Here is an 11,296-nt window from a genome sequence, read left to right on the forward strand (position 1 = left end):
CCCGACGCCGAACCTTCTACACTCCGAGCCTTGCAGAAAGATGCGAGGTCAGGCGACGCTCGGCGCCGATCGTGCGCCGCAGGCGTCGAAACTCGCCGAGGCCGGGATAGCCGGCCTCGAAGGTGGCGCGGGTCTGCCTGGAATCCTTGGCGAGGTAGAGCCGTCCGCCGGCCGGGACCACCAGACGGTCGATCTCGTCGAGGAGGGCCAGGGCGGCGGCGTTGGCCGGCAGGTCGAGGGCGAGGGTGTAGCCATCCATCGGGAACGACAGGAGGCCGCTGCCCGGCCCGAGCCGCTTGAGCACGGCCAGGGGTGAGGCGCTCCCCAGGCGCGCCACGCGCTCGAGGATCTCGGCCAGGACGGGTTGGGCGGAGCCCGGCGGGATGACGCATTGATGCTGCACGAAGCCCCGCCGGCCATAGAGCCTGTTCCAATCGGAGAGGCCGTCGAGGGGGAAGAAGTACTGCCGCCAGGGCACGTAGGCCGGCCGTCGCGCCGCCGCCGCGCCGCGGCGATGGTAGAGCGCGTTGAAGGCACCGACCGTGAGCGGGTTGAGCGTCCAAGACGGCATGTCGACGGGAACCGGCACGGCGGCCCGGCCGGCCGCCCGGGGCGGCGCGAGGCCCGCGCATTCGGCGGCCGACGCATGCTCGCCGCGAAACACGAGGCCGCGCCCGAGGTGCCCTCCCCGGCTCTGGCAGTCGATCCAGGCGACGCAATAGGTCGCCTCGGCGCTGCGATCGAGCGCGGCGACGAGGCCGGACAGATTGGTGGCGATCTCGGTTTCCTGGCGAATCCAGCCGCTCTCGATCGGGCGCAGCCGAAAGGTCGCGTCCACGATGAGGCCGGTGAGGCCCATGCCGCCGACGGTGGCCGTGAACAGTTCGGGATTGTCCTCCCGCGAGCACCGGAGCGGGCGCCCGTCGGGCAGGAGCAAGGTGAGCGCGTCGAGATGGTCGCCGAAACCGCCTTCGCGGTGGTGGTTCTTGCCGTGTACGTCGGCGGCGATCATCCCGCCCACGGTGACGAGGCGGGTCCCCGGCACCACGAACGGAAAGAAGCCGCGGGGCACGACCACGTCGAGGATGTCGGCCAGCAGCACGCCCGCCTCCACGGTGAGGCGGCCGCTGTCGGGATCGAAGCCGCGGAAGCGATCGAGGCGCCGCATCAGCACGGTCTGGTGGAGGCCGATGGCGGCATCGCCGTAGGCACGCCCGTTGCCACGCGCGACGTAGTCGGTGCCCGCGGCCACGAGCCCCGGCAGACGGTCGGGGGCCTCCGCCCGCAGGATGCGCGATTCGGCGCGCGGATAGCGGCCCCACCCGGAGAGGGTGCCGAGTGGTCCGGCAATGTCGCGGGGCCGGTCCGTCACCGCAAGCCGCCGGCGAGGGGCAGGCCATCGCCAAGCCGGGCCGGTGCCGCTACCGGACCCGCCGCACGGCTGAGGATGCGCCAGACCAGGACGACGATGGCCAGTAGGGCGAAACCGGCGAGGCTCGGCGGCCACGCCGCCGTTCCGGGATACGGAATGTCCTGCCCGACCATCCTGTCGTGCCAGACCGAGGCGAGGAGGCCGTAGCCGCAGGTGAAGAGGCTCAAGCCGAGGAGGGCGATCTGCTCGCGTGGGCTCGCACGCCGGATCAGGTCCGGCATCAGGAAGGCCAGGGAGATGCCGTAGAGCGTCAGGTCGTAATCGTAGGCGTAGGGGCTGACGAACAGGCCGGCCAGGGCCGTGGCGCCCAGCGCCGTCGCCGTGTCCCGCCGGCCCCGGATCGTGGCGACGACCACGGACAGGGCGAGGAAGGCGATGCCGGCCTGGACGGCGAGTGCGACGCCCGCCGGCACCGCGAGGCTGCGCAGCGCCGCGTAGACCGAGATCATCCGGTGCAGGGGATAGTAACCGGCGACCAGGAAGGCCTTCGCCTCGGCGACGGCGGAGACGAACGCCGGCCAGACCGCTATGCCGTGGGCGAGGGTGGCGGCCGCGCAGGCGAGCGCGACCACGCAGGCGGCGAGCCCGACGCAGCGCCAGTGCCGGGCCGCCACCGCATGCAGCGCGAAGGCGACGGCCAGATGGGGTTTGACGACCATCAACCCGAGGGGCAGCCCGGCGAGCGCTCGCCCCCCGGCGAAGGCCAGGGCGGCAAGACCGATCAGCGTGCCGCTCAGGAAGCCGTTCTGGCCGCAGCCGATGGTCACGACGATCGCCGGGAAGATCGCCAGCAGCACCGCCGGGAAGGCCTCGCCGGCGATGCGCTTGAGGACGAGCAGAAAGGCCGCGAGGGTCGCCCCGGTGAACAGGAGATAGGCGAGGCTCACGGGAAGGAGCGCGAGGCCGGCCACCACGAGATCGAACGGCGGCGGGTAGGTCCAGGGCATGAACGTGTCGCTGCCGCTCACGACCCGCTGCACTTCCCGCATCGTCCCGGCGTGATAGGCCTCCGCCGCTCGCCCCTGCCAGATCATGCGCCCGACGATATGGAAGGTCTCGAAATCGGTGAGCTCCGTCTTCTCGATCCGTGTGAGCCCGGCGAGGGTGGCCGCCTTGGCCAGCACCACCGCCGGCATGAGCAGGAGCAGGACGCGGGTGACCAGCGGTGTCGCGAAGCGTGTGATGATCACGAAGGGGAGCCCAATGCGCCGGTGACGCCGTTCGTCCGAGCCTTGACGCTTTCACGGGCGGTTTAAGGAAGGGTTAGGCGCGATCGCCGATAAAAACCGCCGAATGTCCCTCCATCGGGAGTGCCGGGCGTGGGTGGACGAGCAGCGGTCTTCGGCGACGATGTCTTCGCGACGCCGGGGTGGGCCGAGCCCGTGCCGGTGCTGCGCGTCGAGCGCCCCCTCCCCCTCGTGATCGATCTCGACGGTGCCGGGCTGTCCCCGGCCTTCGTGGCGGAGGCGGCGATCCGTGCGCTGCGCGGGGGGCCGTCCGGCGTCCTCTCGCTCCTGTCCGTGGCGCTGCCGGGCCGCGGTTCGTTCGACCACGCGTTCGACCGAAGCGGCGCGGTCGACCCCGGCCCCGGCCTCTTCGACGCGCGCATGCTGGCCGCGGCCACCCGGGCCGATGCCGAGGGGCGTGAAGTCCTCATCCTGACGAGCGCCTTCCCCGCCCTTGCGCGGCGCCTGTGCGCCACGACGGCCTGGGCCGACGACGTCATCGTGGCGCCGCGCGGCGACGACATCGCCGAACTCGCCCGCCTGGCCGCCGTCAGGACGCGCTGCCCCGGCGGCTTCGTCGCGTTCTCCGGCGCCGACGAGGGCGCCTTGTGGGTCCGCGCCGCCGGCAGGCAGGCGGCCGAACCGGGGCTTGTCGACGCGGTGGCGCCGCCGGTCCGGTCCCGCTTACGCGTGTGGGTCAAGGCGGCCCGCCTGCACCAATGGACGAAGAACCTGCTGGTCTTCCTGCCCCTCGTCCTGGCCGGGCGCGCCTTCGACGCCTCCGCCTGGCTGATGGCGGCGATGGGATTCCTGGCCTTCGGGCTCGTCGCCTCGGCGACTTATCTCCTCAACGACCTGCACGACCTCGACCACGATCGCGCCCATCGCTCGAAGCGGCACAGGCCGCTGGCCTCCGGGGCGCTGTCGATCCCCGCGGCCCTCGTCGGAATCGTGTCCGGCCTCGGCCTCGGCTTGGGGCTCGCCGCCGCCAGCGGCCCGGCGAGCCTCGCCATCCTGTCCGTCTACCTCGCGGCGACCCTGGCCTACACCTTCCGGATCAAGCGTGTCGCCCTGCTCGATGCGGTGACGCTGGCGGGCCTGTTCACCTCGCGGCTGGTGGCCGGCGTGGTGTTCTGCGGGGTCGCCGGTTCGGCCTGGCTGTTCGTGCTCTCGATGTTCCTGTTCACGTCCCTGGCGCTGGCCAAGCGCTACGGCGAGATCCGGCACCTCGCCCCATCCGGCGCGATTCCCGGCCGCGGCTACGTCGCCGAGGACGGACCGGTGGTGCTGGCGTTCGGGACGGCCACCGCGGCTGCGGCGGTGCTGATGGTCTCGCTCTACATCGTCGAGGCCGCCACCCGGCAGGCCTTTTACGTGAACCCGGAGTTCCTGTGGCTGGCGCCGGTGGCGGTCTTCGTCTGGCTCGGCCGGATCTGGCTTCTGTGCGGGCGCGGCACGCTGAACGACGATCCCGTCGAATTCGCGATCACGGACGGCCCCAGCCTCGCCCTCGGCCTCGCCGTGCTCACCGGCTTCTGCCTCGCTTGCATGCGGTTCTGACGTTTCGCCCGCAGGCGACCGCCTACGGAGCGGGGCGTTCGCCTTCGGGCGGTGACGAACGCACGGCGGGCACCGGCGAACGGCGTACCTCGCGCAAGGTGGTCCCATCCGCGAAGGCCGCGCCGGCCGACTTCGCCACGGCGATGCGCTGCGACAGGTAGATGCCGTGGTGGCCCGAGGCGAGATAGGCCATGACGCAGGCCGTCGCGATATAGACGCCGTGGGTGGCCCCGAACAATTCGATGCCCATCAGCGTGCATGCCAGCGGCGTGTTGGCAGCGCCTGCGAACACCGCCACGAAGCCGAGGGCCGCGAACAGGTCGAGGGGGGCGCCGAGCCCTCCCGCCACCGCGTTGCCCAGCGCCGCGCCGATGAAGAACAGCGGCGTGACCTCGCCGCCCTTGAAGCCCGCGCTCAGGGTCACGACGGTGAAGAATATCTTGAGGGCCCAGCTCCAGGGATGGACATCGGGACTAAAGAAGCTCGCGATGGTGAGTCCGTCGGGACCGGCGGCTGACACCCCGAGCCCGAGGTAGTCGCGGGTGCCGACCGCGTAGACGAGGCCGATCACGGCCAGGCCGCCGACGAAAGGACGCAGCGGGCCGTAGGGCACGAACCGCTTGAACAGGCCCGACAGGCGATGGTTGGCCTCCGCGAAGACAAGCGCGGCGAGGCCGAAGGCGACACCGGCCAGGACCACCTTGGCGAGCAGGACGGGCTCGACCACCAGGGCCTTGGCCGGGCCGGCGAGGTAGTCGATGCGGTAGTCGCCGTGATGGATGCCCCAGGCCTGGCAGACCCAGTCGCCGACCACGGCGGCCAGGAGGCACGGCGCCAGGGCGCCGTATTCGATCCGCCCGAGGGCGAGCACTTCGAGCGCGAAGACCGCCCCGGCGATGGGGGTGCCGAAGACGGCGCCGAACCCCGCCGCGATCCCGGCCATCAGGAGGATCCTGATCCCGGGTGGGTCCAGCCCCAGCAGCCTGCCGAAGGTGGCGGCGAGGCTGCCGCCGAGTTGCACGGCCGTCCCCTCGCGCCCGGCCGAACCGCCGAACAGGTGGGTGACGAGGGTACCCAGCACGATGAGGGGCGCCATCCGCGCCGGAACGCCGGCGTTGGGCGCATGGATCTCGTCGACGATGAGGTTGTTGCCGCCTTCCACGCTCGCGCCGAAGCGATGGTAGAGCCACCCGACCGCGAACCCGCCCACCGGCAGCAGGAACAGCAGCCACGGATGATCGAACCGCGTCTTCGTCGCGGCGTCGAGGCTCCAGAGGAAGGCGGCGCACAGGGATCCGACCGTCGCCGCCATCGCCGCGAGAATCATCCACCAGCGAACCATGGCCAGCGCGTCGAGCAGCCGGCGACGGACGACGGCTCTCATGTCGTTGAACGAGGAGGAGCGACGGAGGATTTCGCGCACGGGCCTACCTTGGTTGCGAAGCCGCAAAAGGTAGGAATCATCAGCCCGAAGGGCGGTTCGGCCATGTGGCCCGGCAGAATCCATTGCCGTGGTGCATCATCCCGAACCGCCGGTTGGCCGTCAAGGCTGGGGCCGGCGTCAATAGGTATGCTCGTCGGCCGGGAAGCGGCCGGTCCTGACCTCCTCGGCGTAGCCGCGCACGGCCTCCTCGATCTGGTCGCGCAGGCTGCCGAATCGTTTGACGAACTTCGGCGCCCGTTCGCTCAAGCCCAGCATGTCCTCCAGCACCAGGATCTGCCCGTCGCAACTTGACGAGGCGCCGATGCCGATGGTCACCGTGGTGACGGCCGGATCGGTGGCGATGGCCCGCGCCACCGGTTCGACGATGCCCTCGAGCACGATGGCGAAGGCGCCGGCTTCGCTGATCGCCCGTGCGTCCTCCCGCAACCGGCGCTCGGCCGCCTCGCCCCGGCCCTGCACCTTGAAGCCGCCCATGGTGTTCACCGATTGGGGGGTGAGGCCGATGTGGCCCATCACCGGCACGCCGCGTTCCACGAGGAAGGACACGGTCTCGGCGAAACGCGCGCCGCCCTCCATCTTGATGGCCCCTGCGCCGGTCTCCTTGAGCACGCGCACGGCGCTCATGAAGGCCTGCTCGCGGCTGGCCTCGTAGGAGCCGAAAGGCATGTCGACGACCACGAGGGCGCGGCTGGTGCCCCGCATCACGGCCTGGGCCTGGACGATCATCATCTCGAGGGTGACCGGCAGTGTGGTCTCCATCCCGTGCATCACCATACCGAGCGAATCGCCCACCAGGATGAAATCGCAGTGCGGATCGAGAATGCCGGCGGTGTGGGCGTGGTAGGCGGTGAGCGCGATGATCTTGCGGCCTTCGGCCTTGCGCGCGGCCAGATCGACGGCCCTCAGGCGCCGTGACGTGACAAGCTGCGACATCGGTCACTCACTCGATTGTCCCGCAATCGGTCGTCTTGCGGCGTTACATCTTCGGCATCCGTCGCCGACCGGCAGGGCCGGCGCGATGGCCGGGATCTCCACAGGTGGTACGCCGTGAGGGTGGGACCCGCGAGGCCGGCCGACGAACCTGTCCCGCCGGCTCGGCCTCCGATGCGGACGTCGCGATGGCGTCGCGCGTCCGCGCCCTTCAACCGGACGTTTGCTCCCTAGACATCGTTCTGCCTCAAGCGCGCTGTTGTTCCGCCATAATCGCGAGGATGTCAACCGGTTCGGTTCGGCGGAGCCCGTTGAGGTCGTTGAGCAAAGTCGCACCTGTCGCAGGTCGTGGACGGCTCAGCGCAGCGGCTCTCCTGGCCGGTCCAGCCTGGGCCTCCCCTCCCACGCGGGATCGGGCTTCGTCGCCGTGGTGGGATGCCTGTCCTGCCAGCCCTCGATGCCGTCGGGGTACCAGTAGACGTTGGCGTATCCGGCCGACAGGAGGCGCTTGCCGGCGTTCCAGCTTCCCCAGCATTCGGGCCGGCAGAACGTGACCACCGCCCGAGTCCTGTCGCCCCCGGTCAGAGCCTCGACGCGGGAGAGGAAGACGGCCTCCTGGCGGGGGTCGAGGGGGGCCGCACCGGCGTTCGGCATCCAGACGCTGCCGGGGATCGAACGGTGGGTCGGCAGCCACGGCCGGTCCGCGGGAAAGTTCGTCGGGCGCTGGTCGGCCAGGGCCACGTCGATCAGGATCGGCTTGTCTCTGGCGATGAGGGCGTCGAGCCCGTCGAGGTCGACGACCCTGGCCCCCTGCAGGGTCGCCGGCGTGTAGCCGCGTGCCGGACCGGTCCAGAGGCCGTCCGGCTCCGGCACGTTGACGGGCGAGTCGGCCGGCCCTGCCGCGATGAGGGCGAAGGATGCGGCCAGCACCGCGAGTGCCCGGCCCCGCCGTTTCCACATGGCGTGCGCCATCCCGTTCAGTTGCTGGCCGTCGGCGCCGTGAAGCTGTGCTCCCACCGTCCGTTCTGGTTGTCGACGGCCACCACCCGGATCGGCTCCTGGCCCTCGGGGATGAAGGAAAACCCGATCACCGGGTTCGAGGCGATCGAGATGTCGCCGTCGAGGGTGAAGATGCGCGACGACCCGCGGCTGACCTCGACCTTCGTGATGTAGCGCGCCGGCGTGTAGTCGCGGGTGACCTGGTTCATCTGCATGCCGCTGAAGTTCGGGTGGCGGATCATGAGGGTCGCCTCCAGGGACTTTCCGGGGTTCGCCTCACCGGCGAACTTCATGCGCATGTCGCCCATGCCCTTCATCGCCTCCTCGTCGCTCATGCCCATCGGCGCCGAGCAGCCGCCGGAGGCCTTCACGAAACGGACCGCCTCCATCAGCTTGCCGTCCTTGGTCTCGGCCACCGCGTGGACGTTGGTGTAGTTGTTCACCCGCACCCGCAGCTTGATCTCGCTCGGATCCGCGGCGGGTCCGAAGGTGAACTTCGCCGCGTAGGGCGACGGGTTGTCGTCGATCACCAGGTGAAGACCCGCGATCTTGTCCTTCTGCGGCATGCTCAGGGTGATCGGCACGAGGGAGGCGTCCATCGCGCGGCCGGGGGCGTCGATCGACACCAGCGTGTCCGTCGATTCCACCTTGCGGTCGCCGAAGATCGTGGTCTGGATCTCCTTCCAGCGGGCGAGCCGCTCGGAATCGTCGTCGCCCGCCCCGAGCGCGAGGACCGGCCCGGCGGCGGCGATGCCGGCGAGGACCGGGACGGACAGGCCGATAGCGAGGGCCAGACGGCGAGCGGCAAGATGTTTCATGGTTCGTCTCCTCGAAGAGAGATGTAGTGCATCATCATTCCCACTCAAGCTCCTTGTAGGCCTGGGTGACGTTGCGGCCGTGATAGGTGTCGAACAACGCCCATTTCCCGCGCTCGGACTGGCCGATGCTGGCGACCGCCCGCTCGATTGGCACGTCCCCCGCCACCGCCTTGCGGGTCTCGTCGCGCAGGGTCGCCAGGTAGCGGGTCAGGTCGGCCATGGCGGGGGTGACATCCACGAGGGTCGGCCCGTGCCCCGGAACGGCACGGGCGGCGCCGGTTGCCTTGAGGCGGTCGGCCTCCTTCAGCCAGCCGACGAGGCTGCCGTCGAGGGACGGGATGCGGGTCACGAACAGGAGGTCGGCGGGAAACAGGATGCCGCTGCGGGTGTCGAGCATGGAGAGGTCGCAGTTGGTGTGCGCCACCCCATGAGCGGTGAGCCGCAGGGTACGTCCGCCGAGGTCGATCTCGGCGGTGTCGGCCACCGTCATCGTCGGATGGACGACCGGACCGGTCTTCTCGGCGCCCAGGATCTCGACGAGGCGCCCGCGATAGAACTCGCCGCGCGATTCGAGCGCGCTCGTCAGGGCGTGGTGGCCGACGAAGGTCGGGCGATCCTGCAGGAAGGCGCCGGCTCCGAAGCAATGGTCGGGGTGCACGTGGGTGAGCACGACGTAGCGGATCGGCTTGTCCGTGCGCTGGACGATCTGCGAGCGCAGCCAGGCTCCGTCCGCGAGGCTGCCGCCGCTCTCGGTCACCATGACGGCGTCGTCACCGACGATGAAGCCGGTGTTGGCGATGGCATCGTCGTTGTCGGCGGTCGCCTCGGTGTCGGGGCCGCGCCGGACGAAGATTCCGGGGCCGACCTCGTCCATCGAAAAACCCTCGGCCGACCGCCCGAGGGTCGGCAGGCAGCACAGGCACAAGCCCGCCCACAGGGCCTGCCGGCGGGTCGAAGCGGCCCCCGTCGCGGCACGGCCGTCCCGTCCCACGCGCTGCGTCCCGATGGAACCTGTCGGCAATCCCGTCCTCCCCCGCAATTTTTGAAGCGTACCAGACCCGGATATCCGCGAGCGGGCAAGGGGGCGTCCGCTCGCACACGAAGTGTTGCATCGGCAGCGTTGCACGCTGGCGGGCCAGGCATTCACGGCCGTGCGGTTCCGGCCCCGTTCATCGACCGATCAGTACGGTTCAGGATTCGCCGATGCGGCGCCCTTCCAGCCCGTCTCGTCGATGTGGCAGTTTCGGCGACTCCACGAATCACAGAGATCAGAGGACGAACCACCCGATGCAGGCCGCCGCCTTTCTCGCCGCCGCAACGGCCCTGCCCTTCGGCGACCTGCCGACGCTCCTGGGCGATGGCGGGCTCGTGGTGGTGGCCCCGCACGCCGACGACGAGAGCCTGGGCTGCGGCGGCCTCATCGCCGAAGCGGTGCGCGAGGGGCGCGACGTGCGGGTGGTGATCGTCAGCGACGGCGCCGGTTCGCACACCCATTCCGTGACCCATCCGCCCGATCGCCTGCGCGCCCTGCGCGAGACGGAGGCGCAGGACGCCGTCGCGATCCTCGGGTTGCCGCGCGAGGCCGTGAGCTTCCTGCGCCTGCCCGATGCCGGGGTTCCGAGCACGGGGCCGGAGGCGCAGGCGGCGGCGGATGCCATCGCGGCGCTGGCGCGCGACTGCGATGCCGGCGCGATCTGCGTCACCTGGGCCCACGACCCCCATTGCGATCACACGGCCGCGGCGGCCATCGCCACCCTGGCGCAGCGGCAGCTTCCCGATGTCGGCCTCTACGCCTATCCCGTCTGGGGCTGGACCCTGCCGGCCGACCGCGAGGTCGGGGCGGCTCCGCAGGGATGGCGCCTCGACGTCAGCGCCCATTCCGCCGCCAAGCGGCGGGCCATCCTCGCCCATCGCTCGCAGACCAGCGATCTCATCGCCGACGACCCCAGCGGGTTTCGCCTCGCGCCCGAGATGATCGACCGGTTCTGCGGTCCCTTCGAGATCTTCATCCTCCTGTCGCCGAGGATCGAGGCATGAGGGCCCGCGCCACGGTCGTCACCCTGAACAAGGGACGCGACGACCACCTCGCACGGCTGCTGGAGGGCCTGTCGCGCGGAGCCCACCCGGCCGAATGCGTGGTGGTGGAGATGGGGGACGCGCCCGCGCCCTTGCCCGACCCGGGCTTCCCGGTCCGCCGCATCGTCCTGGCGAGCGACGGCCTTCCCCTGGCGCGCGCCCGCAACGCCGGTGCCGGGGCGGCGCGGACCGAGCACCTCGTCTTCCTCGACGTCGACTGCATTCCCTCGCAGGATCTCGTGGCGAGCCTCGACGAGGACCTCACCGAGGTCGACGGCCTGATCTGCTGCGAGATCCGCTATCTCCCGGCCGGAGCCGTCCAGGACGGTTGGACCGAGCCGGGGCTGCGTAGCGCGGGGTTCACCCATCCCGTCAGACACTTCCCGTCATCGGGCCTCGCCCGTACCGACAATCCCGGCCTGTTCTGGTCCCTCGCGTTCGGTGTGCGCAAGGAGACGTTCGACCGACTCGGCGGCTTCGACGAGAGTTTCGACGGCTACGGCGCCGAGGATACCGACCTCGCGTTCCGGGCGGACGCGGCAGGGGTTCCGATCGTCTTCAGTGCTCGCGGCGGCGCATTCCACCAATATCACCAAGCCTACGACCCGCCGCTGCAGCACTTCGGCGATATCGTCCGCAACGCCCGCCGCTTCCATGCGCGGCACGGCCTCTGGCCGATGGACGGCTGGCTCGATGCCTTCGCCCGAATGGGCCTGTCGACCCCGCGCGGCGACGACATCGCGATCCTGCGCTCGCCGACGCCCGAGGAGATCGCGGCAGCGCGCCTGCCGACCGATCGGCCGTTCTGACC

The 11,296-nt window shown here is 70.6% G+C and carries 10 protein-coding genes and 1 riboswitch; of the genes, 3 read left to right on the top strand and 7 right to left on the bottom strand.

Annotated elements, in window-relative coordinates; all coding sequences use genetic code 11:
- Nucleotides 1–16 precede the first annotated feature (16 nt).
- Together ASG59_RS07740 and ASG59_RS07745 are read right to left on the bottom strand one after the other, a co-directional pair.
- Complete coding sequence (locus tag ASG59_RS07740; protein ID WP_082528668.1) at nucleotides 17–1,372, bottom strand: FAD-binding oxidoreductase; 1,356 nt, start codon at nucleotides 1,370–1,372, stop codon at nucleotides 17–19.
- The gene (locus tag ASG59_RS07745; RefSeq protein WP_156399156.1) at nucleotides 1,369–2,622 is read right to left on the bottom strand and encodes a glycosyltransferase family 87 protein; all 1,254 of its coding nucleotides are present in this window, start codon (nucleotides 2,620–2,622) and stop codon (nucleotides 1,369–1,371) included. Before ASG59_RS07745 ends, ASG59_RS07740 begins: the two co-directional genes overlap by 4 nt.
- Nucleotides 2,623–2,751: 129 nt before the next feature.
- On the opposite strand from ASG59_RS07745, the gene ASG59_RS07750 reads away from it, so the two are divergent.
- On the top strand, nucleotides 2,752–4,218 hold the full coding sequence (locus ASG59_RS07750; protein WP_162245435.1) for a UbiA family prenyltransferase: 1,467 nt from the start codon (nucleotides 2,752–2,754) through the stop codon (nucleotides 4,216–4,218).
- Between the two features lie 22 nt (nucleotides 4,219–4,240).
- Here the strand turns inward: ASG59_RS07750 and ASG59_RS07755 are convergent, their stop codons facing one another.
- From ASG59_RS07755 to ASG59_RS07775, 5 genes are all read right to left on the bottom strand, one after another.
- Nucleotides 4,241–5,602, bottom strand: coding sequence for a voltage-gated chloride channel family protein (locus ASG59_RS07755; RefSeq protein ID WP_056407881.1), 1,362 nt, complete (start codon nucleotides 5,600–5,602; stop codon nucleotides 4,241–4,243).
- A 63-nt stretch (nucleotides 5,603–5,665) separates the two neighbouring features.
- Nucleotides 5,666–5,738: riboswitch (Fluoride riboswitch) on the bottom strand.
- A 41-nt stretch (nucleotides 5,739–5,779) separates the two neighbouring features.
- Nucleotides 5,780–6,595 carry a 3-methyl-2-oxobutanoate hydroxymethyltransferase gene (gene panB, locus ASG59_RS07760; protein WP_055885971.1) on the bottom strand — a complete coding sequence of 272 codons (816 nt, stop codon included), beginning with the start codon at nucleotides 6,593–6,595 and terminating at the stop codon, nucleotides 5,780–5,782.
- Nucleotides 6,596–6,949: 354 nt separating this feature from the next.
- Entirely contained in the window at nucleotides 6,950–7,552 is a 603-nt protein-coding gene (locus ASG59_RS07765) for a rhodanese-like domain-containing protein (protein ID WP_056408108.1), read from the bottom strand.
- A 17-nt stretch (nucleotides 7,553–7,569) separates the two neighbouring features.
- Nucleotides 7,570–8,409, bottom strand: a complete 840-nt coding sequence (locus tag ASG59_RS07770) for a quinoprotein dehydrogenase-associated SoxYZ-like carrier (protein WP_055885975.1) — start codon at nucleotides 8,407–8,409, stop codon at nucleotides 7,570–7,572.
- A gap of 34 nt (nucleotides 8,410–8,443) precedes the next feature.
- The gene (locus tag ASG59_RS07775; protein ID WP_056407884.1) at nucleotides 8,444–9,400 is read right to left on the bottom strand and encodes a quinoprotein relay system zinc metallohydrolase 2; all 957 of its coding nucleotides are present in this window, start codon (nucleotides 9,398–9,400) and stop codon (nucleotides 8,444–8,446) included.
- 296 nt (nucleotides 9,401–9,696) lie between these two features.
- Between ASG59_RS07775 and ASG59_RS07780 the strand changes: the two genes are divergently transcribed.
- Both ASG59_RS07780 and ASG59_RS07785 read left to right on the top strand, forming a co-directional pair.
- Nucleotides 9,697–10,446 (top strand): PIG-L family deacetylase, encoded by a 750-nt coding sequence (locus tag ASG59_RS07780; protein ID WP_056407887.1) that lies wholly within the window; start codon nucleotides 9,697–9,699, stop codon nucleotides 10,444–10,446.
- The gene (locus ASG59_RS07785) at nucleotides 10,443–11,294 is read left to right on the top strand and encodes a galactosyltransferase-related protein (RefSeq protein ID WP_056407891.1); all 852 of its coding nucleotides are present in this window, start codon (nucleotides 10,443–10,445) and stop codon (nucleotides 11,292–11,294) included. The genes ASG59_RS07780 and ASG59_RS07785 overlap by 4 nt, the downstream gene beginning before the upstream one ends.
- The last annotated feature ends 2 nt before the right edge of the window (nucleotides 11,295–11,296 follow it).

The organism is Methylobacterium sp. Leaf466 (assembly GCF_001425565.1).
Classification (GTDB): domain Bacteria; phylum Pseudomonadota; class Alphaproteobacteria; order Rhizobiales; family Beijerinckiaceae; genus Methylobacterium.

Coding starts and splice junctions, on each gene's coding strand:
- ASG59_RS07755 (WP_056407881.1), bottom strand. CDS start 5,602: ATGAGAGCCGTCGTCCGTCGCCGGCTGCTCGACGCGCTGGCCATGGTT.
- panB (WP_055885971.1), bottom strand. CDS start 6,595: ATGTCGCAGCTTGTCACGTCACGGCGCCTGAGGGCCGTCGATCTGGCC.
- ASG59_RS07765 (WP_056408108.1), bottom strand. CDS start 7,552: ATGTGGAAACGGCGGGGCCGGGCACTCGCGGTGCTGGCCGCATCCTTC.
- ASG59_RS07770 (WP_055885975.1), bottom strand. CDS start 8,409: ATGAAACATCTTGCCGCTCGCCGTCTGGCCCTCGCTATCGGCCTGTCC.
- ASG59_RS07780 (WP_056407887.1), top strand. CDS start 9,697: ATGCAGGCCGCCGCCTTTCTCGCCGCCGCAACGGCCCTGCCCTTCGGC.
- ASG59_RS07785 (WP_056407891.1), top strand. CDS start 10,443: ATGAGGGCCCGCGCCACGGTCGTCACCCTGAACAAGGGACGCGACGAC.